Consider the following 24,994-nt stretch of genomic DNA (forward strand, 5'->3'; position numbering starts at 1 on the left):
TCTTTTCCAGAACTGCGAAGCAGGATCAGGCCTGGGGCTGAGGCGCCATGCCACCCGGGGCTTCGTCCCCGCCGCGCTTCAGGCCAGTCGGCGGCACAGCGGAGGACCGGCCAATCGGCTGATCATCCCCGGTGTCCCTCACCGGCGGCTTGCCGTCGAGCAGGTTCTTGATCTCTTCGCCGGAGAGGGTCTCATACTCGAGCAGGCCCTTGGCAATCGTATGAAGCTGGTCTTCGTGATCACCCAGGATCTTCTTGGCAGTCTCATAGCCCTGATTGACGAAGGACTTGATTTCCGCGTCGACGACCTTCTGGGTCTCATCGGAGACATGCTGATTCTTCGCAACAGAATGACCCAGGAACACCTCTTCCTGATTCTCGCCGTAGAGAAGCGGACCGAGCTTGTCGGACATGCCGAACTGGGTCGCCATGGCGCGGGCCAGCTTGGTTGCCATCTGGATGTCGCCCGACGCGCCGGACGTGACCTTCTCGTAACCGAAGATCATTTCCTCGGCGACGCGGCCACCCATTGCCACGGCAAGGTCAGCCTTGCACTTGGCGCGGGTCAGCGACACCTGATCCTTTTCCGGAAGACGCATCACCATGCCCAGCGCACGGCCGCGCGGGATGATCGTCGCCTTGTGGATCGGGTCGGAAGCTTCCTGATGCAGGGCAACCAGAGCGTGGCCAGCCTCATGATAGGCGGTCAGCTTCTTCTCTTCCTCGGTCATGACCAGGGTCCGGCGTTCGGCCCCCATCATGACCTTGTCCTTGGCGTCTTCGAATTCAGCCATGGTCACCAGGCGCTTGGAGCGGCGGGCTGCCAGGAGCGCGGCTTCGTTGACGAGGTTCATCAGGTCTGCACCGGAGAAGCCGGGCGTGCCACGAGCCAGGGTCTTCACATCGACATCCGGAGCCAGCGGCACCTTGCGCATGTGGACCTTGAGGATCTTTTCGCGGCCCGTGATATCCGGGTTCGGAACAACGATCTGACGGTCGAAACGGCCCGGGCGCAGCAAGGCCGGATCAAGAACGTCCGGACGGTTGGTCGCGGCGATGATAATGATGCCTTCGTTCGGCTCAAAACCATCCATCTCGACCAGAAGCTGGTTCAGGGTCTGCTCACGCTCATCATTGCCGCCGCCAAGACCGGCCCCACGATGGCGGCCGACAGCGTCGATTTCGTCGATGAAGATGATGCAAGGCGCGTTCTTCTTGGCCTGTTCGAACATGTCACGGACGCGGGATGCACCCACACCGACGAACATTTCCACGAAGTCAGAACCGGAGATGGTGAAGAACGGCACATTGGCTTCGCCTGCCACCGCACGGGCGGTCAGGGTCTTACCGGTACCCGGAGGGCCGACAAGCAGCACGCCGCGCGGGATCCGGCCGCCAAGGCGTTGGAACTTCTGCGGATCGCGGAGGAACTCTACGATTTCCTGCAGGTCTTCCTTGGCTTCATCGATGCCGGCAACGTCTTCAAAGGTAACGCGGCCATGAGCTTCGGTCAGAAGCTTGGCCTTGGACTTTCCAAAGCCCATCGCCTTGCCGCCGGAGCCCTGCATCTGGCGCATCAGGAAAATCCAGATCCCCAGGATCACGAGCATGGGCAGCCAGTTGAACAGCAGGCTGACGAGGGAATTGTTGTCTGCGGGCGGACGGGCGGTGACGGTCACGCCCTTGTTGCTCAGCGCATCAACATACTGCGCACCATCGGGTGCATATGTCTGGAACGTGCCGCCCGAGGTGTAGTGACCCTGGACCTGCTGTGACTGGATCGTCACATCCTTGACTTCGCCTCGTTCAACGGAGCTGAGAAACTGGGAGAATGGTATCTCGGATGCCGTGGTCCGCTGTCCAGATCCCTGGAACAGCTGGAACAGGGCAATCAGCAGCACGGCTATGATCACCCATAAAGCGAGGTTGCGGAAATTTGCGTTCATCTCGATCCCTTGGCCGCAAGACGCGGAAACTATGCGAGGGGTTTGTTCTTGGTTCTCAAGATAGGTTGCTGAGCCGCCTCTGCCAAGGCGTTGCGCCACCTTGGTCAGCTTGAACTGACTTTTTTCTTAAACTCTTGCAAAAAACCACGAGGCAAAACGTCCTCCCTGGTGCCCAAAGAGCTGCTCCCGCACCGCTTCATGCCTTCAAAGGCGGTGGATGCGGAACAGACCCGTCCATTCCCTTGCACTGTAAAGTCCCGGGACATGCAAAAGTTCCGTTTCGTTCCAAACCGCTGGCGCGGTCCTGAAGGCCGCCCTGGACCAGTGCTGCGGTAACTCCATCGGCGCAACAGGCTCGGGCGCATCTGCCAGCGCCCCAAACCACAGCGCCCCATTGCCAGAACTTTTGCTGCCGGTCATTTGGCACCGGTAGCGCCCATCCCATTGGACCTCTTCGTCCGGGGTCAGCAACAAGGGCACCGCCAGTGCCCTGCCCGCTTCCCGCCAGATGGTGAGGCAGGAGGCGGCCACATCCAGGATACAGCCGTTCAGGGTCAGGCGGACTGGATCACCCGCACAAAGGCGCTGATCCGCTTCTTCCAGCTTTTCAAGGCGGGGACGATCCTTCCTGCTCGAAGCTCTGACCGTAAGCCGGGCCAGCAAACGCAGACGAATCTCGTCCGGCAGGGCCGCGTAAGCTCCGAAGTCCAGTTTCAAAGGCCCGGCCTCATGCACCAGAACCTGCGCTGCCTCGACAGCATCGACCCATTGGTCGAGGGCTGTTTCCGCCCGCTGCATGTTGCGCACAGTGGACAGGATCCTGTTTGCGCTCAAGCCTTCTTCGGCAAGCTGGTCCGCCATCCGGCGCAATCGCACCCGTTTGTAGGAGGTGCTGGAATTCGAGGGATCTTCTGCCCAGGTGGTTCCTGCCGCTTCAAGCGTTGCCACCAGCCTGGATTTGGGCACAGACAGGAGCGGACGGAGAATCCGGATCCCCTCAGGACCGTTGGTCTCGATTTGTTTCATCGAGGAGAGACCCGTTACGCCGCTGCCCCGGGTCAGCCGGTCCAGAAAGGTCTCCGACTGATCGTCCTGATGATGCGCGAGGACCAGGGCTTTCAAATCAAGCCGCTGCATGGCTTCGCGGAAGAGACGGTAGCGGGCGCCTCGAGCTTCTGCCTGAACGTTGGACCTGGGCTTGGGACCGGCCCAGCACAGGGTCTCCTGCGGCACCCCGAGCTCGCGGCACTGCGTTGCAACCATTTCGGCCTCAGCGGCGCTTTCAGGCCGCAAACCGTGATCCACGGTCAAACCATAAAGCACTCCCCCCCACTCCCCTCGATCGCGCCACTGCGCAAGAGCATGAAGCAGGCAAAGGGAATCCGCACCGCCGGAGACCCCAACAGCAAGGGAGCTTTCGGATTTCAGAAAAGAAAAGAGCTGGTCGAACGCAGTCGCATCCAGCTTGGCATCTGCGGCCGCAAGACTGTCAGCGTCAGGCAACCCGGTCATGGCGCGGCATCACGAGCACTTGGCGCGGCGGCGCTCGTCGCGGGCCTGCTCCAGAACGGCTGGCGCGGCATTCGGATATTTCGTCTGCAGTTCGGAGAAGGTTGCGCAAGCCGCATCCCGTTCGCCAAGTCCCTGCAGGGACACACCCAGCTTCAACAGGCTGTCAGCGCTCTTGTCGCCGCCCGGATGCTCGGTATAGGTCTTCAGAAACGCATCGGCAGCTTCCCGGAACTTGCGCTGCGCAAGCAGGCTTTCGCCGAGCCAGTATTGAGCGCTGGGAGCAAGACGGTCCTGCGGATAGAGCTGGAGGAAGGACTGGAACCCTTCTTCGGCAGAGACATAGTCGCCGTTCACGGCCTGGCTGTAGGCCCGGTTATAGTCCTCGCGCGGATCGCCGGTGCTGCTGGTCAGGCCGGCAATCTGGTCTCCCGCTCTTGCAGTTCCTTCGTCCTGACCGATGCCCGGAACCCCGTCGAGACCGCCACCGCCAGCAAGCTGGGAGAGATCGATCGGCCCGTTGCCCAGAGGGGCAGGCTGCTGTTCGTCCGTGGAGTAACCACCGGAGGCTGACCATTCCGCATCCCCTCCGCCGCCAAGCGTGCCGAGGGTCTTAGGACCAGGGGCAAGCCCCTGGTTCTGGTCAATGCCTTGCGGCTGGCCGAGATCCGACCGCTTGCCCGGTGCCGGACGGTTTCCGCCGCCTGCGCCGCCTTCCAGTTGTTCAAACCGGTATTCGTTGTCTTCCTGCATGCGCCGAAGCTGATCCTGGATCTCGCGCATCTGATAGCTCAGCTGCTCGATCTGGCCAGTGAGGTTCCGCATGCGCTCTTCCAGTTCGTTCAGACGAACAGCGGAATCATCATTCTTGCGGCCAAAAATCTGGGCTTCGGACGGAGCCGAATAAAGGACGGCCATCAGGACCGCGGCAAAGAGGATCGTCAATCCTCGAAGTTTCGCCATGCTCTTCCTCCGACGTGACATGGGGGACACGACCATCGTGCCCTCACCGCGAGCATCCCTGCTTGTTCTTTCGAACGCGCGACTATGCTCGAACACATTAAAATGGATCAGCTTTTGGACATTCCATCGATCTTGATCGAATGGCAGCTGATCTTAGCTTCGATACCACAGAGTGCAGTGACTTCGGCCAAATTTTGACGAATGCACCGAATTTTCAAGGACAAGGCACCTTCAAACAAGAAGGTGGCGGCACCATGAAAAAAGGGCCGGAAATTTCCGGCCCTTTCAAATTTGCGGAGCTGATGGGTCAGCCTCAGTTGGTCGCGTTGTCCAGAACGGTCACAGCGCGGCGGTTCTGGGACCAGCAGCTGTTGTCGTTACAAACAGCGACCGGGCGCTCCTTGCCGTAGGAAATGGTCTTGATCCGGGACGGGTTCACGCCACGGGCAACCAGATAGTCACGGGCAGCAGTTGCACGGCGCGCACCGAGCGCGATGTTGTACTGACGCGTGCCGCGCTCATCCGCATGACCTTCAACGGTGATGCTGTAACGGGAGTACTGGCTCAGCCACTGCGCCTGCTTGTCGAGGGTCGCCTTGGCCTGGGAATTGACGGTGGACTGGTCTTCTTCGAAGAAGATACGGTCACCAACGTTGACGACGAAGTCCTGGCCGGAACCCGGAGCTGCGTTGCCCGCACCACCGTTCAGTCCGTCCGGGTTGGTCTGCGCACAGGCAGCCATGAACAGAAGCGCACCGAGCGCTGCACCGATCTTCGCACTGCGTGCGAAAGTCCCCATTTCAAACATCTGAATTCTCCTATCCCCACCGGCCCCGACAGGGAAAACAATCTCTAACCAAGGATGGTTAATGCCTGCTTTTGAAACATGGTTAGCAGAACCTTAACCGATAAGTTCCGTCCGGCTCAACACTGAGCGGGTCAGCGGACCTTTTCACCGATACCGGAGAAGGCCCGCTGACCGCCTCAACAGAGGCTTTAGTCGATCAGAGGTGACCAGGACGGGTCTGATGCGAACGCTGGCGTCTGAATCCGCTGCTCGTTGTATCCTGTCAGGTCAACTGTCCAGACCTGAGGACCGCCATTCGCACCTGGCGTATCACGGAAGAACACCAGCACGCGGCCGTTCGGCGCCCAGGCCGGACCTTCGTTATGGTACCCTTCAGTCAGAATGCGCTCACCCTTACCATCCGGCTTCATGACACCAATCATGAAACGGCCCTGATGCTGCTTGGTGAAGGCAATAAGGTCGCCGCGTGGGGACCAGACCGGCGTGGAATACCGGCCAGGGCCAAAGGAGACACGCTGGGCGTTCGACCCGTCGGCATTCATCACATAGATCTGCTGCGTGCCGCCCCGGTCAGATTCGAACACCACCTGACTGCCATCCGGAGAGAAGGACGGGCTGGTGTCGATGGCCGCAGTACTTGTGAGCCGGGTGGTCTTACGGGAGCGCAGGTCCATCGTGAAGATGTTTGCGTTGCCGCCCTGTTCCAGGCTCATCACGACGCGCTGCCCGTCAGGCGAGAAGCGCGGAGCAAAGGTCATGCCCGGGAAGTTGCCGACGATCTCGCGCTGTCCTGTCTCGATGTTGAGCAGATAGACGCTCGGTTCAGCCCCTGCATAAGACATGTAGGTGACTTCCTGGGTCGTCGGAGAGAACCGCGGTGTCAGAACCAGGTCGTCGCCACGGGTCAGGTAGCGGACGTTGAAGCCGTCCTGATCCATGATGGCCAGGCGCTTTACACGCTTGTCCTTCGTGCCGGTTTCGTCGACATACACGATGCGGGTATCGAAATAGCCCTTTTCACCAGTCAGGCGCTCATAGATCGCATCGGCGATGATATGAGCCAGACGCCGCCAGTTTTCCGGCGTGGTGTAGAACTGCTGTCCCAGCATCTGCTCGGATGCGAAAACATCCCAGAGCCGGAATTCCGCACGCAAACGACCATCGTTCTGCTTGACCACCGAACCGGATACCAGAGCCTGGGCTCCGATGGTCCGCCAGTCGCCGAACCGCGGCGTGGTGCTGACACCCATGTTGGTCTGGATGAAGCTCGCCGGATCCAGAGGCAGGAACAACCCCGACCGCTTGAGGTCAGCGGAAATAACCGCAGTCATGTCCGCGGAAAGTTTCGGATCCCCACCCTCGGCCGTGAACGACGGCAGGGCGATCGGCATCGGCTCGACATTGCCCTGGGTAATGTCGATCTCGATCAGAGCATGCGCAGGCGCTGCAGCGCAAAGAAACGCTCCGACAGACATCACACATGCGGCAAACATCCCTGCCACTCGGGATTTGAGACGGGCAACACTCGGCAGGTCGCTCATTGGCATCGGCTCCTTGTGTCCACTCACTGAAATCACCCGCCGATCATTTCGCGCGGATCAAAGTTGATGATGACTTCCTGCCAGGCATCGTATTTCTGGATCGGAAGTGAATAGGGGGCGCAGCGCAACACCGCACGGACCGCACTGGATGCGGCGGCGCGGAAACCAGGCGCACTGCTGGAATTCAGAACCTCAGGGCTGCCCTGAACTTCGCCGCTCTCGCTCAGGCTGAATTGAAGCCGGACTTTCAGGTCCTCCGCTCCAACAGCGCCGACCGGGGGGCTCCAGCAACGGGCAATCATCCCGCGCAGGGCGTCCAGTTCAGACTGGGTCATCTGCACACGCTCCTCACCCTTCGGACTGCCGAGGGAAGCGGGCTGTGTCGACTGCGATCCGCCACCAGCCGGTTCCACCTTGTTCAGGAGAGCCGCGATCTGGTTGGTGTTGAAGTCCTTCTTCGGCTGCTGCTGCGCGGTCTGCGTCTGCTGAACGGGCTTGGGCGGCTTGGGCTTGGTCTTCGGCGCAACGCTAGTCAGAATTTCCTTCGGCTCCTCGACAGGGGCCGGTTCCGGCTCCTTCGGAGGCTTCGGGGCTTCTGCGACCGGCTTGGGCTCCTGCTTCGGCTCCTGGGGAGGCGTCGGAGCAGCGGCAGGTGCCGGCGGCTCCTTGGGCTCCGGCTTCTTGGGCTCGGGCTTTTTCGGCTCCGGCTCGGGCGTCGGGGCTGCCGGCTGCGGCGTACTGGCCTGAGCCGTTTTCGCCTCACCTGGAGCCTCGTCCGGCTTCGGCGTTTCCTGCTTGGGCTTTTCGACCGGCTTGGTGGAGGGAATTTCGCGAATTTCCTTCGCGTCCTTCTCGCCCTTCTGCAACCTGGTCAGTTCCGAAATCGGAACCAGATCGACAGGCAGGGAATCCACCGGCTTGACGTCAAAAGTCTGCGCATCCGGAAAGGCGATAAGCCCCCAGAGAAGGAGAGCCGAGTGTCCGGCCACGGATGCAATAAGACCTGCACGCATAGAGCGTCACGAGTTCCGTTCTTCGAGGGTAACAAGACCGAGCCGCTTGAAACCTGCGGCATTGATCCGGCCCATGAGCTTCATCATCATGCCGTAGTCGGCATTCTGGTCGCCGCGCACATAGATGCGCTCTTCATAGCCATTTGCGGCAATCGCCTTCAGTTTCGGCACGACTTCTTCCAGCGGGAGTTCCGTTTCCTGGATGAAAATCTGGCCATCGGCGTTGACCGAAATCGTGATTGGCTCCTTGTCCCCTTCCAAGGCCTTGGCCTGGGTTTCGGGGAGGTCGATCGGAACCCCAACCGTCAACAGCGGTGCAGCCACCATGAAGATGATGAGCAGCACGAGCATGACGTCGACCATCGGCGTCACGTTGATTTCGCTGACCGGCTGGTTGCGGCGACGGCCACGGCCGCGCCGTCCGCCTCCGCCCGCGCCTCCGAGCTGCATGCCCATGGATCAGGCCCTTTCGTCGATCTGACGGGAGAGGATGGACGAGAACTCGTCTGCGAAGCCTTCCATGCGCGATACGGACTTGCCGACGTCAGAGGACAGTTTGTTATAGGCAATAACCGCCGGAATTGCGGCAACCAGGCCCAGAGCCGTCGCAAAGAGGGCTTCGGCGATGCCGGGGGCCACAACGGCGAGATTGGTGCTTTCGGACGCCGCAATGGCCTGGAAGGCCGTCATGATGCCCCAGACCGTACCGAACAGACCGATGAAGGGGCCCGCAGACCCGATGGTTGCCAGCACCAGAAGCTTGGATTCAAGGCGGTCAGCCTCGCGCTGGATCGTCAGGTCCATGACCCGGTCGATACGCTGCTGCAGGCTGCCGATGGCCGGACGCGCACCTTCATGGCTGCGCTTCCATTCCCGCATGGCCGCAACAAAAAGAGCGGACAGCGCATGGTTGGTCCGGTTCTGCAAGGTTCCGTAGAGATCTTCGAGCGACTGACCGGACCAGAATACGTTTTCGAACCGGTCCATCTGGCGCGACGTGCGCTTCAGCAAAACAACCTTGTCGAAAATGATGGCCCAGCACCACACCGATGCAGCAAGAAGACCCAGCATGACCAGTTTGACGACTATGTGAGCCTGCCAGAACAGGGCGAAGAACGAGATGTCTCCCTGCGGAGCTGCCAGCGTCGTCGTGACGAGTTCATTCATGAAACAAAAGACCTCTTGGCCGGGTACGTATTGCCTGTGTTAAATGCTCGGCACACTTCTTCAGTGCGGATCACGAGCATGATCCTGATCGGCTCGATGTCTCTCTGACCGCCGATTTTGGCGAAACTGGGACTTCGGCAAAGACTTTGAACCGAAGATCAAAAGAATCAATTAAGGTTACGGACCTGTTAATACCGGCCGTTTCTGACAAAACAATTTCCGCAGACCGTCAGCGCTCGCCTCGAGACACCTCAAAGCGAGGCGCACAGGGTGTTTAAGTCCGGGCGAGATGTTCCAGCCGGGACATGATGTCCTTAGGCAAACGCGCCGGACGCCCCTGCCCGTTGATGACAGCCACCAGGACATCTGCGGTAATCAGAACATCCCCGGACCTCCGGATTTCCTGACGCAGTTCAAGCCGCGCGCCTCTTGCCTCAACCAGCGAGGTGTGAACTTCCAGCACATCGTCGATCCTTGCAGGGCGCATGAATTCCACGCTCATCCGCCGGACCGCAAAGGCCAGGCTGCGGGCGGGGTCTGCATTCTGCAATTCGGTGTGATGGACTTCACAGAGGCGCAGATAATCCGAACGGCCGCGCTCGAAAAACTTGATGAAAGCCCCGTGATAGACAACGCCGGTAAAGTCCGTGTCCTCGTAATAGACACGCACAGGCAGAACATGGGCACCGCTCTCGAAGCGGCCAGCAAGATCGGGCCAGTCGGTCACGGCACATCCAGTTGGTCTTGAGTGAAACACCCAGTCCCCTTAGCAGATCCCGTGCCGCCGGGCCAATGGGGAGACAACGGCCAGTGCAGCCCTCCCCCAACATCCAGCCCTCCCGCTACATCACACCATTGCCGGACATCAGATGCGGCATCAAACCCGTCAGACCAACCAGGATCAGGTAGAAGGCGACGACGTAGTTCAGAATGCGCGGCGCAATCAGGATCACGATACCGGCAATGAGCGCGATAAGCGGCTGAATATAAAGATAGCTTTCCATGAGATCACCTTCAGGCGTGCAGTAAACAGTCCCGAAGAAAACGCGCTCAGGCCAAACCGGTTCCCGAAAAAGGCAAAGGCCCCGCCGCAAGTTTTGCGGCAGGGCCTTCTTCTTTCAGATTCCGTGCCCAGAGGATCAGGCTGCAGATACTTCGCTCAGGAACCGTTCCACCGACTGGCGCAGCTGTGTAGCCTGGCTCTTCATCTGGAAGGTTGCCTCGCGCATGTGGTCCGCTGAGGTCGCATTGTCCACCACATCCTGGCTTAGCGAGGAGACTGCCGTGGTCACGCTCAAGGTGCCCTGGGCAGCTTCGGTCACATTCACCGAAATCTCCCGTGTGGCGGAGCCCTGCTGCTGCACGGCGCTGGCAATTGCGGAGGTATAGCTGTTGACCTCTTCCATCGAACCGGACACCAGGACGATCTCTTCCACGGCCTCATGGGTGGACGCCTGAATCGCGGCAATCTGGGTCGAGATTTCTTCGGTCGCCTTCGCAGTCTGCCCGGCCAAGGACTTCACCTCCGACGCCACGACCGCGAAGCCACGACCGGCCTCGCCCGCGCGGGCTGCCTCGATCGTCGCGTTGAGCGCAAGAAGATTGGTCTGCTCGGCAATCTCGGAAATCAGAGAGACAACGTCGCCAATCCGGTTGGCCGCTTCCGCAAGGCCGGCGATCTTCTCGTTGGAAGCTTGCGCGTTGCGCGTCGTGCGCCCGACGATGTCTGCGGTGGTCTCCACCTGACGGGCGATCTCGGAGATCGACGCATTCAGTTCTTCGGTCGCAGAAGCCACGGCCTGCACATTGGCAGAAGCGCTTTCCGAATTGCCAACCGCATTGCTTCCCCGGCTTGCCGCCGCGTTCGAACGCTCGCTCAGGAGGTTCGACATTTCCTCGACACGCATCAGGTTTTCTTCCACGGAAGAGAGAACCGTCTGTGCTTCGGCCCGGAAGCCGCTGATCAGATTGTCGATGCTCTTCTCCCGCTGCTCACGGGCGATATGACCAACCTTCCGTTCCTCGGCCAGCCGCTCGCGCTCGACGGAGTTCTGCTTGAAGACTTCGATGCACCGGGCCATGTCGCCAATTTCGTCCAGACGCTCGGTCGCGTCCACGGCCACATTCAGGTCGCCATCCGCAATCTGCCGGGTCGCTATGGTGAGGGTCTTCAGCGGGGCAAACATGCGCACCGTCAGCCACCAGATGAGGCCCACGACAGGCAATAGGCACAGAACACCGGCCAGAACTGCGCCGTAACTGATCTTGTTGGCTGCTGCGGACAATTCACTTTGCTGCACGGCTTCGATCAGGCCGTAGGGCTTGCTCTCAATCTCGTTGTCGGCGCGGGAAAACCGGTAAGCCGTTCCGTCAAACTCAAGGATGCCCGGTGCGGACTGGATTTCGCTCAAGGCAAAGGTCCGGGATGCCTTTCCATCTGCACTCATCTCGACAAGACGGCCGGACGAATCCACCAGGATGACCCGCTCGCTTTCGCCAAGACCGGTCAGATCATTCAGGAACCCGGCAAACCGCGGCATGTTCACAGACAGTCCGACGGCACCGAAAAAGCGGTCCAGATAGAAAACGGGAGCAGCCAGAACCAGACTGACCTGGCCATCGGCCTCCGTCATGAAACCGGACGCAAAGATGTCGCCGGGCTTCAGACTGTCGGTCGTCGATGCCTCGATCAGCGGTTTCAGTGCGGCCGCATAGGGATCATTTGCCAGAACCGGATCCGTGACGTTGCGGCCAAACTCCTCCCCCTTGTTGTAGGAGTAGGTGATGTTGCCCGTCGGGTCGGACAGGGCAATGCCCGAGAACAGCCCCTGCTCGATCAGGCCGTGGAACGAGGCATGAATCAGCTCGTGATTGCTGGAATAGTAGTTCTTCTCCTCCGACTTCATCATCAGATGACGCTCGCCCGGAGGATTGGGGTTCTCGTCAACAAACATTTTGCGCAGAACGTTGGTCTGATCCGTCTTCAGGTTCTTCCAGCCTGCGGTCATCTTCATCAGACCGTCGCGGGCCTCCTGAAGACCAACATAGAAATTCACGCTCTGGTTCAACTGGTCGAGGGCCAGACCCAGTGTTTCCGCCTTTGCCTGTGTCGCGCTGCGCAAAGCCCGGTCGGCCTGGGTATTCGCCACCCCGCCGGCCAGAATGGCGGTAACGGTCACGATGGCGGCACACATCAGCGCGGCGCCTGCCAGGAACATCAGCGCGAGTTTGGCTGACAAGTGTTTGCGAATCATAAGGTCTCCCCCGCAATTTTGGGGGTCATATTCCTTTAGGTTCTCAAACAAATAATTAAGGCAGGAAGCGAATTAAATTCATGCAGAGCCCTGTATTCACTCAGGTTCCTGAAACAATCCTAGCTGCGGTGCGTCAATCTTCTGCGGAACCGCAAGTCCCAAATGAGAAAAAGCTTGCGGTGTCAACACTCTGCCCCGAGGCGTGCGCTGCAGGAAGCCGTTCTGGATTAAATAAGGTTCGACGATTTCCTCGATCGCATCGCGTGGCTCAGACAGGGCCGCGGCAATGGTCTCGATGCCGACCGGTCCTCCACCAAAATTGACCGCAATCTGCTGCAGATACCGCCGGTCCAGAGCATCAAGCCCCGCTCCGTCGACTTCAAGCTGCGACAGGGCACGGTCGGCCAGAGCGCGATCCACATGCTCCACACCGGCCACCACCGCAAAATCGCGGACACGGCGCAGGAGCCGTCCCGCAATACGCGGGGTTCCGCGCGAGCGCTTGGCGATCTCATGCGCACCGTCCGGCGCCATGCCGACACCGAGGATCCGCGCGCCGCGGTTGACGATGTGTTCCAGCTCCGGAACCGTATAGAACTGCAGCCGGACAGGAATGCCGAACCGGTCGCGCAAAGGCGTCGTCAGCAGACCAAGACGCGTGGTGGCGGCCACAAGCGTGAACTTCGCCAGGTCGATCTTTACGGAACGGGCAGCAGGTCCCTCCCCGATGATCAGATCGAGCTGATAATCTTCCATCGCCGGATAGAGAACTTCCTCCACCGCCGGATTGAGCCGGTGAATTTCGTCGATGAACAGAACATCGCGCTCTTCAAGATTGGTCAGAAGAGCCGCCAGATCGCCAGCCTTCGCAATCACAGGCCCGGAAGTTGCCCGGAAGTTCACGCCAAGCTCACGTGCCATGATCTGCGCAAGGGTTGTCTTGCCGAGGCCGGGGGGGCCTACGAAAAGCACGTGGTCCAGCGCTTCACTGCGTGCCTTGGCCGCTTCGATGAAGATTTTCAGGTTCGCACGGGCCTGTGCCTGACCAACGAATTCGTCCAGCGCCTGGGGGCGCATGGTGGTGTCGATTTCGTCACCACGGATTTCCGGCGAGACAAGACGCGTTTCATCCGACATTGGACACGACCACCACAAGTAGAGCGATTAGAAGAAAGGAATAGGCCACGCGAATGGCATGAAATTTCCGGAAAGTCTTGCGAACAAAAGGATCGTCACTGAGCACCCGGCGCCCCTTGACCGTGTAGTCGCGCCCCTGCACCGCCTGAGAGAACTTGTGATCCAGAACGATCATCCCGCCAACCCCGAGCAGGAAAATGCAGACCGCGACAACAACGAACCAGAATACCGTCACTGTGCCAGCTCCTTGAGTCCCAGCCGGATGAGGGTTTCCGTCGTCGCCTCTTCTCCGGCCGTCTTCATGGCACGCGCCACAGCGGCGCTTGCCTGCGGCTGACCATAGCCCAGATTGGTGAGCGCGGAGACGGCTTCGGCAACCGGACGTGCCGCGACCTTTTCGGTCACGGTCTGGGACACCGAGATGGTGTCCGCATCAATGGAAGCATAGCTTGGCGCCTTGTCCTTCAGCTCCGCCACGATCCGGTCAGCAACGCGCTTGCCGACACCCGGCGCCCGGGACATGGTCGCCTTGTCTCCAAGAGCGATGGCATTGGCGATTTCATTGGCCTTGAGAATGCCCAGAACCGCCAGAGCCACCTTTGCGCCGACGCCCTGCACCGTCATCAGCAGACGGAACCACTCGCGCTCGGCTTCCTGCGAAAAGCCGAAGAGGCGGATCATGTCTTCACGCACCATTGTCTCGATGAAGAGCACGGCAGCCTCCCCTGCCTTGGGAAGGGTCTGGAGCACACGTGACGGACAGAACACCTGATATCCGACGCCATGCACATCCAGGATCACATGATCCTCGCCATAGCTGTCGATGGTTCCCTTGAGCTTTCCGATCATGCTGCACCTGCCTGGGCCATGCGCCCGGTTGCCGACCCGCGATGATGGGCATGGCAGATCGCAATCGCCAGCGCATCCGCAGCATCATCCGTATCAAATGTCGCCCGCGGCATGAGGATCTTCACCATGGCGCGGATCTGTTCCTTTTCGGCGTGGCCCGTGCCGACAACCGTCTTCTTGACGAGGTTCGGCGCATATTCCGCAACGCTGAGACCGGCAAGCGCGGGAACCAGAAGCGCGATCCCACGCGCCTGTCCCAGCTTCAGCGTCGCGCCAGCATCCTTGTTGACGAATGTGTGCTCGACGGCAGCCTCCATCGGCTCCTGCCGCCGGACCACATCGGTGAGGCCGTCATGCAACTGCACCAGCCGTTCCGCAAGTCCCAGCTTGTTGTCGGAGGTCACCGTGCCCGAGGCAATGAAGATCAGCCGGTTGCCGATCACTTCGATCATGCCCCAGCCCGTGCGCCGTAACCCCGGATCAATGCCGAGAACTCGAATCGGATGCGTCATAGAACAAACCGGTAACAAAACTTGCGAGTTGACGCCAGCAGAAGCCGCCCTTACGCAGTGATTAGACGCTGTTTTTCCCACCTCACCCCACGCGGCCACCATGCTCGACATCTTCTCGTCCTTTGATTCGGGAGTTCTCCTGCTCCTTTGCTGCGTGCTGCTTGTTGCCGGTTGTGTGCGGGGTTTCGCGGGGTTTGGAGCGGGCATGATCTACATGCCGGTGGCCACCAGCCTGATCTTCCCGCCGACCGCTGCCGCAAGCTTCCTGATCCTCGACTTCGTCATCGCCTTGCCGCTGGTGCTGAAGGCCCTGCGGATCTGCGACTGGTCCACAATCATTCCGGCCGTCATTGCCTCGGTCCTGTTCGTCCATGCCGGAACCTGGCTTCTCGCCAGCATGGACACCCTGCTGCTGCGGTGGATCATTTTCGGTATCGTCACAGCAGTTCTTCTGCTGCTGGTCTCCGGCTGGCGCTACCGCAACCGGCCCAGCGCACCGGTGTCTTTCGGCGTCGGGATGGTTGCCGGAGTGCTTGGCGGGGTCAGCCAGGTCGCCGGTCCGCCGGTGGTCGCCTTCTGGCTGTCCAGTTCGAAGGAACCGGCAGTCGTACGCGCCAACCTGATCGTCTTCTTCGCCCTGGCCAGCGTCGGAACGGTCTTTGCCTATTGGCTCAAGGACTTCTTCACTTTGCCGGTGCTGCACCTGGCAATTGCCGGCACACCGCTCTACGCGCTTGGACTGTTTGCAGGCTCGACGGGCTTCGGCAAGGCTGACCCGAAGCTCTACCGGCTGATTGCCTATTCGCTGATTGCGCTGGCTGCCCTGTCCTCAATGCCGCTTCTGGACCCGCTCTTCGGACGTTGAGGTTGGTATTACGCCTGCCGCTTGAGAACCGCTTCCCACTTGCCGCATTTTTCCGAAAGCAAGCGGTTCAGCTCTGCCTTGAACATGGCTTCGTCTTCACAGGTCTGCGCCAGAATGCTGAGCGCAACGATTGCGGTATCTGCTGCTTCTTCGCGCACATCCGCAAGGTTCAGCCCCTTGTAGGCGGAGCCGGATGCACCGGTTGCCGACAGAACGGCCTGGGCAACTTCTCCCGCCTCTTCAGCCAGCTTCAGAGCCCGTTCCGGCAAGGTCTTGGCATCCAGCTGCGTGAGTTCGAAAATCCGGCTTTCCAACGCCATTCCCCTCTGCAAAAACAAACAACCCCGGTAAAACCGGGGTTGTCTTAACTCAGCCTTGCGTCAGCAGACCAGCCTCAAGCCAGAGCTTCCGCATCGATGTCGCAGTTGGCATAGACGTTCTGGACGTCATCGTCTTCTTCGAGCATGTCGAGCAGCTTGATGACCGTCTGAGCCTTCTCGTTATCAACCGGCGTCAGGTTCTGCGGCTTCCAGATGATCTTGACGGATTCGGCTTCCCCAAAGGCTGCTTCCAGACCCTTGGAAACGTCGTTCAGATCTTCAAAAGCGGTGTAGATGGTGTGACCGTTTTCATCGGTCTGCACGTCATCGGCACCAGCTTCGATCGCAGCTTCCAGAACCGCATCTGCATCGCCGATTTCCGGCTTGTAGGTGATCTCGCCAACCCGGTCGAACATGAAGGCAACCGAGTTGGTTTCGCCCAGGGACCCGCCGCACTTAGTGAAGTAGGAGCGGATGTTGGAAGCGGAACGGTTGCGGTTGTCGGTCAGTGCTTCGACAACGATGGCAACGCCAGCCGGGCCGTAGCCCTCGTAGCGGATTTCTTCGTAGTTGTCGTCGTCACCGGACTGGGACTTGTTGATCGCACGCTGAATGTTGTCCTTCGGCATGGACTGGGCACGGGCGTTCTGCACGGCCAGGCGCAGGCGCGGGTTGCCGTCGATATCCGGTCCACCGACCTTTGCTGCGACGGTGATTTCCTTCGACAGCTTGGAAAAGATCTTCGACCGGATCGCGTCCTGCCGACCCTTGCGGTGCATGATGTTCTTAAACTGTGAATGTCCTGCCATGGCTCTTCTCGGCTCGTGCGGATGTCTTTTTGAAAAGTTGCGTCGCTTATAGGCAAAGCCGCGCAGAAAATCCAGCGGGGGCCTCTGGCGGCCTCCCACAAGCTTCCCCGCACCTCAATGAGGAGGTCAGCTCTGCCAGAAAGACGGCAGCACCGGCTCCAGCCGCCCGCCGATGCGCACCGGCGCAACACGCAAGGCAAGCCCGGTCCGGTCATCGGTTTCAACGGCAACGCCGCTGATCGTGGCTTCACCGGAAGCAGGCGTGAAACGGTTGCCCGGGATCTTGCGCTGGAACCGGTTCACCGGCTCATCCTTTTCCATGCCCAGCACACTGTCGTAGTCACCGCACATGCCCGCATCGGACATGTAGGCCGTGCCGCCCGGAAGGATCTGGTGGTCAGCGGTAGGCACATGGGTATGCGTCCCCACCACCAGGCTCACGCGCCCGTCGAGAAAGTGCCCCATGGCCTGCTTCTCGCTGGTGGCTTCCGCATGCATGTCGATGATGATGGCATCTGCAACCTGCCCAAGCGGGCAATCGTCGACGACACGCTCGATCCGCGCGAAAGGGTCATCCATGGCATCCATGTAGACGCGCCCCATGACATTGGCGACCATCACCTGGGCGCCGTTCCGGGCAGTGTAAAGATGTGCGCCGCGACCAGGCGTTCCGGCCGGATAGTTCAGGGGGCGCAGCAGGCGGTCCTGACGCTCGATATAGACAAGCGTATCGCGTTGATCCCAGACGTGGTTGCCGGTGGTCACCACATCCGCGCCCGCATCCAGAACGTCCTGCAGAATGGCCTCGGTGATGCCGAAGCCAGAAGCAGAGTTCTCCCCATTGACGACAACGAAATCCAGCTGCTGCGTTTCAACGATGGCAGGCAGCTGATCAATCACCGCAGTCCGGCCGGTGCGTCCGACCAGGTCGCCAAGGAACAAGAGCTTCATAAAGCCTCTCGGGAGTTAGAACCGGCGCAGGCCGGTAGGGGTCAACAAGGCATCCAGCCGCCGATCATGGGCTTCGGCAGGCACCTCGCCAACCTCCTGGACGTCGAAAGCCAGACCGATACACACGACCGGACCATCTTTTTCAAGGGCTGCGATGGCACGATCGTAATGTCCCTTGCCATATCCGATGCGGTTGCCACGGCTGTCGAAGGCGGCCAGGGGCATCAGGAGCACCTCGGGACGCAACTCGGCTGAGTCCGGTCCAGGCGCCATCGTTCCGAAACCGCCGGGCACGAATTCCGTATCCCGGCCGAAACTTCTGAAAATCAACGTGGGGTGGGCGACCGCGGGAAGACAGAGTGGATGCCCCATGTCCCTGAGCTTTGTCAAAAGGGGCCGCGGATCGATCTCGTCCCGGATAGGCCAGAAACCCGCAACAGCAAGGCCAGGCTCCAGCTCAAGATCCGTTGCGAAATCCGCCAGTTGAAGGGAGGCCTCTACCCGGTCCACACCCGTCAACGCCGCCCGCCGGGTCAGGGCCTGGCGCCGCAGTCGTTCTTTTGCCTCGGCGAAGGGAGACGGAGCAGTGCCGGACATGACGGATATTTGGGCTCTCTGTCTGACCGAAAACGAAAAGCCGCACGACCGTTGGAATTCGCAATCCCGGGAAACCTACTATGTAGGTGGGCGCCGTTTGCAACAGACCACGGTCCGAAGCGGGGACAGCTCCCAAAGGAATGCGTAAGGCCCCGGGGATATGGTTCCTGACGTGTCGCGCAGCCGACCCATCATATAGCGCCGCGCCAGTCACTTTGCCAGAGGACAGTATGGGAGAGTTGGCCCCTCGGGAAAACTGCCAGTATCGAAAATAAAAATGGGACCGGCAGATTGCCGGTCCCAAGGTCGTTTCCGCCGGGTTGCGGTAGATGATCCGAGTAAATGGATCAGTTGTCTAAAAATTCACTTCCAAAAGACCTAAAAAACAGGCTTGCAGTAGCCGCCTCTTCTCTGACACAACTACCTATGCTTCCGCATCCCCCAAATGGGGTATGTCATGTCACTTCTTCCTGAAGGTCATCCGTAGATAAACGTAGCCTCAAGGGTCCCACTCCATGATTGACCGCAGCGAAAGCCTTGAGACCCTTACAGATCTTTTCTTCGACGCCGCACTGGCCCCGGATCTATGGCGCGATGCCCTGATCCGGCTTTCCGATTTCGTTGGCGGCTCCGCAGTCAATCTCATCGTCCTCGACACCATCGGAAACCGGCCGGTCATCGACCATTTCGAACGCGGCAACGACGATGCCTATGCAACCTACCTCAGCGACTATTTCGTCATGGACCGGCGCATCCCCAGGGTCGCCAATGCCACGATCGGCAAGATCCTCTTGGAACCGGACGTCTTGAGTCCCGAAGAGCAAAGAACCGATATCGTCTATAATGAAATTCTGGCCCAGAACGGCATGCGCAATCTGGCGCTGTGTAATCTGTCGGCTCCGGAAACCTTCATGGGCATCGGCATCGCGCCCCTGAACGATGCGAACCCCTTCACCCAGCCCCAGCTTCAGCGCCTGCAAGGGCTTCTGCCAAGTCTTCGCCAGGCCGTGCGGCTTTACACCGCCAACGGCGAGCTGCAGATCCAGCGTGGATTGCTGGGAGACCTTTGGTCAAACACTGGCCGGGCCGTGGTCATTCTCAACAAGAAGCGCGAGGTGCTTTTTGCCAACGGCATTGCCGAAGAGCATTTGCGCGCCGGCCTTATGGCAAGCCGCTGCAAGCAGCTGACTTTTACCGACAAGAAATCGGAGGCCGACTTCCAGGACACCTTCGAAACGTTGAGCCAGACGCAAGGCTCAACCACCGGCGCCTTTCTGGCAAGCGATCCGCTGACGCTCGACCAGTACAGCGTGCGCGTCATTTCATCCGTCCCCGCACTGGCCCACTTCGCCACGCTTTCCGGACCATCCGTGATGCTGGTCATCACCCCGCTCTCGGCCGAAATGATCATCACACAGGAAGAAGCCTCGCGCTTCGCTCAGCTGTTCTCGATCACAGCCGCCGAAACGAAAGCAATATCGGCCGTCGCCAGAGGGATGGGACTTGCCGACTATGCTGCGGAAAGCGGACTTGCGACCGACACGGTACGCAAGCAGTTGAAATCGGCCATGGGCAAATGCGGGGTCAACAACCAGAAAGCCCTGATCTCGCGGCTTGAACGGTTCTGCTTCCTCACCCGCAACGGCTGAGGCCAGCTGCTAAAGCAATGCCTATTCTAACCGCAAGCTGCGGGTCAGACCTTCCGCCAGTGATTCGATCTTGGCCGCGGCCTTGTCGATTGCCCCAGCCACATCGCTCTCGTGAGTGTTCAGGGTCTTTACCGCTGTCGCCTGAGCTTCCTTGGCCTGCGACAGATCCGCTTCCAGCGCAGCGATCTTCTTTTCCAGTTCGACAAGCTGGTCCGTTGCCATGATGCCTGCCATCACAGTCAGGCGCTGGTCGCCAATTTCGCCGAATGCACCCCGGAGGTCATCGATCCAGCCGTCAAAACGCTTGGCAAGACCGATCAACCGGTCCTCTTCGCCATCGTCGCACGCCATCCGGAAAGACCGGCCGTTGATGATCACATTGATCTGAGCCACTCGGCCTTATCCTCCCTGGGCATCAAGAACGCTGCGGATGGTCTCCATTGCCGACACAAGGCGGCGGGACACATCGCGATTGGCATCTTCCAGCCTTTGGGCTCGGGTCTCGGACTTGTCGAGACTGTTGGCAAGCTGGGACCGGTCTTCGCCGAGCCGCTGGAGATCGTCCTGCAGGGAATTCAGGGACCGGTCAGATTCGATCCGGCGCTGAACAGAGGTTTCGAGCGTTCCAAGCGCTTTCGCCAGACGCTGCAGGGCAGCTTCAATGGTCACCCCGGAACGTGGTCCCTGTTCAGCCATTCCCTGTCGTTTCTCCAAGCTATGGCGCCTTGGCACCCTGCAGTTTCCATTGTGCCATGCGGCAAATCTGACCCTGCATATCTAGCAAAGACACCCCGTCGTCCAGCCCGGAGGTCCGGTGAAGGCCCTGTTTGGAGCAATTCAGCCACAGAACCCGTTCCAAATGGCCGCAGCAAACCGCAAGAGCCACCGGAATCCGTTCAACCAGAGTGCGAACAATTCCGGGCAAGATAATGGCCACATACCGTCATTCTGCCCGGAAATCTGCCGCAGCTCCGAGATTAGGCAAGGGCTGATGAATACGTCAATGGGAACAGGGCCAGAATCCTCAGTCCTTTTCAGGAGCCATCAATAGCTCGTAAGCTGGCGCGGATTGATTGACTCGCGCAATGTTCCTGATATTTGTCGGGCGCCTTTCAGGCTGAGTGTTTGGTATGCACCAAATCAGGCGCGCCCCTCCGCCTTTCCCCGGTTTTCGAACCGGGATGGCAAATTGGATATTATCCGGCACGACGCCGAAACAAGTTACGGGACACATATGGCCGATCTTGAAAAACACCAGCGCATGGCAAATGCGATCCGCTTCCTTGCCATTGATGCCGTGGAAAAAGCAAAGTCTGGCCACCCCGGCCTGCCGATGGGCGCAGCCGACATCGCGACCGTGCTCTTCACCGAATTTCTGAAGTTCGACCCGACGGCGCCCCACTGGTGCGACCGGGACCGCTTCGTTCTGTCCGCAGGCCACGGCTCCATGCTGCTCTACAGCGTGCTGTACCTGCTGGGCTACGAAGACTTCAGCCTCGATGAGCTGAAGAACTTCCGCCAGATCGGCGCACGCACTGCCGGTCACCCGGAATTCGGCCATGGCGCCGGCATCGAGACGACCACCGGTCCGCTCGGTCAGGGCCTTGGCAACGCCGTTGGCATGGCCATCGCCGAAAAGCTGCAGGAAAGCCGCTTCGGGTCCGACATCGTCGACCACTTCACCTATGTGCTTGCCGGTGACGGCTGCCTCATGGAAGGCATCAGCCAGGAAGCCCTGTCCCTCGCAGGCCATCTGAAGCTGAACAAGCTGATCGTGATCTGGGACGATAACGGCATTTCCATCGACGGCCGCGTCGACATCACCGATTCCACCGATCAGGTTGCCCGCTTCGCCGCGTCCAACTGGAACACCATTTCCATCGACGGTCATGACCCGGCAGCCATCGCAAGCGCGATCCGCCAGGCCCAGGCCAGCGACCGCCCGACCCTGATTGCAGCCAAGACCACCATCGGCTTCGGCTCCCCGAAGAAGGCCGGCACCAATGGCGTTCACGGCTCGCCGCTGGGCGCTGAAGAAGCAGCTGCGACCCGCACCGCTTTGAACTGGCCGCACGAAGCCTTCGAGATCCCGAGCGAGATCCTCGATGCATGGCGCATCGCAGGCCTTCGCTCTGCACAGGCTCACAAGGACTGGCAGAAGCGCTTCTCCGCAAAGGACGCTGACACCCGCGCCGAATTCGAACGCCGTAACCGTGGTGATCTTCCGGCCGGTTTCGAAGCTGCCGTGCAGGAATACAAGAAGCAGCTTGCCGAAACCAAGCCGAAGATGGCAACCCGCAAGGCTTCCGAGGCCGTCCTGGGTGTCCTGAACGAAGTCATTCCGGAAACCATTGGCGGCTCTGCCGACCTGACCGGTTCGAACAACACCAAGACCAAGCAGACCGCTTCGGTCACCCCGGACGATTTCTCCGGCCGCTACATCCATTGGGGCATTCGTGAGCACGGCATGGCCGCAGCCATGAACGGCATGGCGCTGCATGGCGGCCTGGTGCCCTATTCCGGCGGCTTCCTGATCTTCTCCGACTATTGCCGTCCGTCCATCCGTCTTGCCGCTCTGATGAAGCAGCGCGTGATCCATGTGATGACGCATGACTCCATCGGCCTTGGCGAAGATGGCCCGACCCACCAGCCGGTCGAGCATTACGCTGCCCTGCGCGCGATCCCGGATCTGATGTTCTTCCGTCCGGCAGACATCACCGAGACGCTCGAGTGCTGGCAGCTGGCTCTGGAAACCAAGGATGCACCGTCCGTTCTGGCCCTGACCCGTCAGGACCTGCCGGCCCTGCGCACGACCTACGAAGAAGACAACCTGTGTGCCCGCGGCGCCTATGTCCTGATCGACAGCGAAGAAGACGCAGCCGTCTCCATCTTCGCATCCGGTTCGGAAGTGGAACTGGCCGTTGAAGCTCACGGCAAGCTGCAGGAAGCCGGCATCGCCGCCCGCGTGATCTCGGTTCCGTGCTTTGAACTCTTCGAGACCCAGTCCGAGGACTACCAGGCCGCCGTCATCGGCAACAGCCCGGTCAAGGTCGCTGTCGAAGCCGGCATCCGCATGGGCTGGGACCGCTTCATCGGCAACAATGGCCTGTTCGTCGGCATGCACGGCTTTGGAGCCAGCGGCCCGTACAAGAAGCTCTACGAGCACTTCGGCATCACCGCCGATGCCGTCGTTGCGGCAGCTCAGGCCAAGCTCAAGGCCTGAGCCTCACTCAAGATCAGGCCGTTCGCGACATGAAGCGTGCGGCCAACCGGGACGGTGCCGTGCGGGCGCCGTCCAATAGGCCACGCCGCCGTGGCCAATGATACCGGCGCAGCCAAGCATGCGCTGTGAACCATGGAGTGGAATATGGTGACCAAGGTAGCAATCAACGGTTTTGGCCGCATCGGCCGGAACGTTCTTCGTGCCATCGTCGAGTCCGGCCGGACCGACATCGAAGTCGTTGCCATCAATGACCTGGGCCCGGTCGAAACCAACGCCCACCTGCTGCGCTTTGACTCCGTCCACGGCCGATTCCCGGCTGAAGTGACCGTCAACGGCGACACCATCTCCATCGCTGGCGGCAACCCGATCAAGGTCACTGCCATCCGTGACCCGAAGGACCTGCCGTGGGGCGAACTGGGTGTCGACGTTGCGATGGAATGCACCGGCATCTTCACCGCTCGTGAAAAGGCTGCTCTGCACCTGGAAGCTGGCGCAAAGCGCGTTCTGGTTTCTGCACCGGCAACCGGCGCTGACAAGACCATCGTCTATGGCGTCAACCATGGCGTTCTGACCAAGGACGATCTCGTCGTCTCCAACGCATCCTGCACCACCAACTGCCTGGCACCGGTGGTTGACGTTCTGCATGCCGAATTCGGCATCGAGCGCGGCATGATGACGACGATCCACTCCTACACCGGCGACCAGCCGACCCTGGACACCATGCACAAGGATCTCTACCGCGGCCGCGCTGCTGCCATGAGCCAGATCCCGACCTCGACCGGTGCTGCAAAGGCAATCGGCCTGGTGATCCCGTCCCTGGCTGGCAAGCTCGACGGCATTTCGGTTCGCGTCCCGACCCCGAACGTCTCCCTGGTCGACTTCAAGTTCATCTCTTCGAAGGAAGTCACCGCAGAACAGATCAACAAGGCACTTGTTGCAGCTGCTGACGGCCGTCTGAAGAATGTTCTGGGCTACACCAACGCACCGAATGTCTCGATCGACTTCAACCACGATCCGCATTCCTCGACCGTTGCTCTGGACCAGACCAAGGTCATGGACGGCACGATGGTCTCCATTCTGACCTGGTACGACAACGAATGGGGCTTCTCCAACCGTATGTCCGACACCGCCGTCGCCATGGCAAAGCTGATCTGAGTGACGCCATGCGGATGACACGTCATCCGGACTAGAATTGAGGGCGGATGCGGCTTGACCGTATCCGCCCTTTTTTATCTCTTACGTCCCAGGACATCCAAATTGGTCGAACTCTTCACGGTTCTTTCCCTGACGATCATTGTCGCAATCGTGCCGGGCGCGGACCTCGCAGTGGTCATCCGCAATGCTCTCGTCGGTGGCCGGACCGCAGGTTTCATGACAGCACTCGGCATCGGTCTGGCTCTCGTGGTTCACTCCGCCTATGCCATCGCCGGTATCGGTCTGGTGGTCTCCCAGTCGATCCTGCTGTTCAACACCATCAAGCTGATCGGCGCTGCCTATCTGATCTTCCTGGGCATAACCATGTACCGGGGCGCAAGCCGGGACATGCCCGCAGCCGATCCGGCAACCGCAATGCCGCCCCTCAAGGCACTGCGCTGGGGCTTCCTCACCAACGCCACCAACCCCAAGGCCACCATGTTTGCCTTGAGCGTTTTCGTGCAGGTCACGGCTCCGGGAACGTCCCTCCCGGTTCAGATCGGCTACGGCGCCATCATGGCCTCCGGTGTGTTCCTCTGGTTCGTGCTAGTCACACTCTTCTTCACACAGGCGAAAGTCCGGGACACATTCTTCCGTGCCAAGCTCTGGATCGAACGCTCCTTTGGTGTATTGCTGACCCTGTTCGGAATCGGCATTGCCGCAACCACCAGTTCCACGCGCTGACATT

The 24,994-nt window shown here is 60.1% G+C and carries 26 protein-coding genes and 1 other RNA gene; 5 read left to right on the plus strand and 22 right to left on the minus strand.

The features are described 5' to 3' along the window. Positions 1-25: 25 nt before the first annotated feature. From ftsH to ruvC, 15 genes are all read right to left on the minus strand, one after another. Positions 26-1,945: an ATP-dependent zinc metalloprotease FtsH gene (gene ftsH, locus BUA94_RS12890; protein ID WP_073013573.1), complete on the minus strand. Its 1,920-nt coding sequence runs from the start codon at positions 1,943-1,945 to the stop codon at positions 26-28. A gap of 204 nt (positions 1,946-2,149) precedes the next feature. Beyond that, positions 2,150-3,457, minus strand: coding sequence for a tRNA lysidine(34) synthetase TilS (tilS, locus tag BUA94_RS12895; protein ID WP_073013574.1), 1,308 nt, complete (start codon positions 3,455-3,457; stop codon positions 2,150-2,152). A gap of 9 nt (positions 3,458-3,466) precedes the next feature. Beyond that, positions 3,467-4,417: a tol-pal system protein YbgF gene (ybgF, locus tag BUA94_RS12900; protein WP_073013575.1), complete on the minus strand. Its 951-nt coding sequence runs from the start codon at positions 4,415-4,417 to the stop codon at positions 3,467-3,469. A 313-nt stretch (positions 4,418-4,730) separates the two neighbouring features. Next, on the minus strand, positions 4,731-5,225 hold the full coding sequence (gene pal / locus BUA94_RS12905) for a peptidoglycan-associated lipoprotein Pal (RefSeq protein WP_073013576.1): 495 nt from the start codon (positions 5,223-5,225) through the stop codon (positions 4,731-4,733). Positions 5,226-5,413: 188 nt separating this feature from the next. Further along, on the minus strand, positions 5,414-6,718 hold the full coding sequence (tolB, locus tag BUA94_RS12910) for a Tol-Pal system beta propeller repeat protein TolB (protein WP_073013577.1): 1,305 nt from the start codon (positions 6,716-6,718) through the stop codon (positions 5,414-5,416). An 80-nt stretch (positions 6,719-6,798) separates the two neighbouring features. Beyond that, on the minus strand, positions 6,799-7,779 hold the full coding sequence (locus tag BUA94_RS12915; RefSeq protein ID WP_073013578.1) for a cell envelope biogenesis protein TolA: 981 nt from the start codon (positions 7,777-7,779) through the stop codon (positions 6,799-6,801). Positions 7,780-7,785: 6 nt separating this feature from the next. Beyond that, positions 7,786-8,235: a protein TolR gene (tolR, locus tag BUA94_RS12920; RefSeq protein WP_073013579.1), complete on the minus strand. Its 450-nt coding sequence runs from the start codon at positions 8,233-8,235 to the stop codon at positions 7,786-7,788. 3 nt (positions 8,236-8,238) lie between these two features. Beyond that, positions 8,239-8,946 (minus strand): protein TolQ, encoded by a 708-nt coding sequence (gene tolQ / locus BUA94_RS12925; RefSeq protein WP_073013580.1) that lies wholly within the window; start codon positions 8,944-8,946, stop codon positions 8,239-8,241. A 274-nt stretch (positions 8,947-9,220) separates the two neighbouring features. Then, complete coding sequence (gene ybgC / locus BUA94_RS12930; RefSeq protein WP_073013581.1) at positions 9,221-9,673, minus strand: tol-pal system-associated acyl-CoA thioesterase; 453 nt, start codon at positions 9,671-9,673, stop codon at positions 9,221-9,223. Between the two features lie 115 nt (positions 9,674-9,788). Next, positions 9,789-9,950: a DUF3096 domain-containing protein gene (locus BUA94_RS12935; RefSeq protein ID WP_073013582.1), complete on the minus strand. Its 162-nt coding sequence runs from the start codon at positions 9,948-9,950 to the stop codon at positions 9,789-9,791. Between the two features lie 135 nt (positions 9,951-10,085). Further along, positions 10,086-12,200 (minus strand): methyl-accepting chemotaxis protein, encoded by a 2,115-nt coding sequence (locus tag BUA94_RS12940; protein ID WP_073013583.1) that lies wholly within the window; start codon positions 12,198-12,200, stop codon positions 10,086-10,088. A 96-nt stretch (positions 12,201-12,296) separates the two neighbouring features. Then, on the minus strand, positions 12,297-13,337 hold the full coding sequence (gene ruvB, locus BUA94_RS12945) for a Holliday junction branch migration DNA helicase RuvB (RefSeq protein WP_073013584.1): 1,041 nt from the start codon (positions 13,335-13,337) through the stop codon (positions 12,297-12,299). After that, on the minus strand, positions 13,327-13,572 hold the full coding sequence (locus BUA94_RS12950) for an endonuclease (protein WP_084081984.1): 246 nt from the start codon (positions 13,570-13,572) through the stop codon (positions 13,327-13,329). The genes ruvB and BUA94_RS12950 overlap by 11 nt, the downstream gene beginning before the upstream one ends. Further along, entirely contained in the window at positions 13,569-14,186 is a 618-nt protein-coding gene (gene ruvA / locus BUA94_RS12955) for a Holliday junction branch migration protein RuvA (protein ID WP_073013585.1), read from the minus strand. Before ruvA ends, BUA94_RS12950 begins: the two co-directional genes overlap by 4 nt. Beyond that, positions 14,183-14,698, minus strand: coding sequence for a crossover junction endodeoxyribonuclease RuvC (gene ruvC / locus BUA94_RS12960; RefSeq protein ID WP_073013586.1), 516 nt, complete (start codon positions 14,696-14,698; stop codon positions 14,183-14,185). Before ruvC ends, ruvA begins: the two co-directional genes overlap by 4 nt. 100 nt (positions 14,699-14,798) lie before the next feature. Between ruvC and BUA94_RS12965 the strand changes: the two genes are divergently transcribed. Beyond that, positions 14,799-15,563: a sulfite exporter TauE/SafE family protein gene (locus tag BUA94_RS12965; protein WP_073013587.1), complete on the plus strand. Its 765-nt coding sequence runs from the start codon at positions 14,799-14,801 to the stop codon at positions 15,561-15,563. 8 nt (positions 15,564-15,571) lie between these two features. Here BUA94_RS12965 and BUA94_RS12970 read toward each other — a convergent pair whose 3' ends face one another. The 5 genes from BUA94_RS12970 to ssrS all read right to left on the minus strand — a co-directional run bounded on the left by BUA94_RS12970 (position 15,572) and on the right by ssrS (position 18,429). Then, positions 15,572-15,883 carry a MazG-like family protein gene (locus BUA94_RS12970; protein WP_073013588.1) on the minus strand — a complete coding sequence of 104 codons (312 nt, stop codon included), beginning with the start codon at positions 15,881-15,883 and terminating at the stop codon, positions 15,572-15,574. A gap of 74 nt (positions 15,884-15,957) precedes the next feature. After that, on the minus strand, positions 15,958-16,692 hold the full coding sequence (locus tag BUA94_RS12975) for a YebC/PmpR family DNA-binding transcriptional regulator (RefSeq protein WP_073013589.1): 735 nt from the start codon (positions 16,690-16,692) through the stop codon (positions 15,958-15,960). A 126-nt stretch (positions 16,693-16,818) separates the two neighbouring features. After that, the gene (locus BUA94_RS12980; protein WP_073013590.1) at positions 16,819-17,643 is read right to left on the minus strand and encodes a TIGR00282 family metallophosphoesterase; all 825 of its coding nucleotides are present in this window, start codon (positions 17,641-17,643) and stop codon (positions 16,819-16,821) included. A gap of 15 nt (positions 17,644-17,658) precedes the next feature. Next, positions 17,659-18,240: a 5-formyltetrahydrofolate cyclo-ligase gene (locus BUA94_RS12985; protein WP_073013591.1), complete on the minus strand. Its 582-nt coding sequence runs from the start codon at positions 18,238-18,240 to the stop codon at positions 17,659-17,661. Between the two features lie 33 nt (positions 18,241-18,273). Next, a non-coding RNA gene (gene ssrS / locus BUA94_RS12990) (6S RNA) lies at positions 18,274-18,429 on the minus strand. 326 nt (positions 18,430-18,755) lie between these two features. On the opposite strand from ssrS, the gene BUA94_RS12995 reads away from it, so the two are divergent. Beyond that, positions 18,756-19,889 carry a helix-turn-helix transcriptional regulator gene (locus BUA94_RS12995; RefSeq protein ID WP_073013592.1) on the plus strand — a complete coding sequence of 378 codons (1,134 nt, stop codon included), beginning with the start codon at positions 18,756-18,758 and terminating at the stop codon, positions 19,887-19,889. Between the two features lie 21 nt (positions 19,890-19,910). On the opposite strand, the gene BUA94_RS13000 is transcribed toward BUA94_RS12995, so the two are convergent. Further along, a complete protein-coding gene (locus BUA94_RS13000; RefSeq protein ID WP_073013593.1) occupies positions 19,911-20,282 on the minus strand; it encodes a cell division protein ZapA in 372 nt (123 codons plus the stop codon). Positions 20,283-20,288: 6 nt separating this feature from the next. Next, positions 20,289-20,585: a DUF4164 domain-containing protein gene (locus BUA94_RS13005; protein ID WP_073013594.1), complete on the minus strand. Its 297-nt coding sequence runs from the start codon at positions 20,583-20,585 to the stop codon at positions 20,289-20,291. A gap of 538 nt (positions 20,586-21,123) precedes the next feature. Between BUA94_RS13005 and tkt the strand changes: the two genes are divergently transcribed. The 3 genes from tkt to BUA94_RS13020 all read left to right on the plus strand — a co-directional run bounded on the left by tkt (position 21,124) and on the right by BUA94_RS13020 (position 24,990). After that, positions 21,124-23,112 (plus strand): transketolase, encoded by a 1,989-nt coding sequence (gene tkt / locus BUA94_RS13010; RefSeq protein ID WP_073013595.1) that lies wholly within the window; start codon positions 21,124-21,126, stop codon positions 23,110-23,112. A gap of 144 nt (positions 23,113-23,256) precedes the next feature. Continuing rightward, a complete protein-coding gene (gap, locus tag BUA94_RS13015) occupies positions 23,257-24,267 on the plus strand; it encodes a type I glyceraldehyde-3-phosphate dehydrogenase (protein ID WP_073013596.1) in 1,011 nt (336 codons plus the stop codon). Positions 24,268-24,369: 102 nt separating this feature from the next. Next, a complete protein-coding gene (locus BUA94_RS13020; RefSeq protein WP_073013597.1) occupies positions 24,370-24,990 on the plus strand; it encodes a LysE family transporter in 621 nt (206 codons plus the stop codon). Positions 24,991-24,994 lie beyond the last annotated feature (4 nt).

The sequence above is a fragment of the Roseibium suaedae genome (assembly GCF_900142725.1).
Lineage (GTDB): Bacteria > Pseudomonadota > Alphaproteobacteria > Rhizobiales > Stappiaceae > Roseibium > Roseibium suaedae.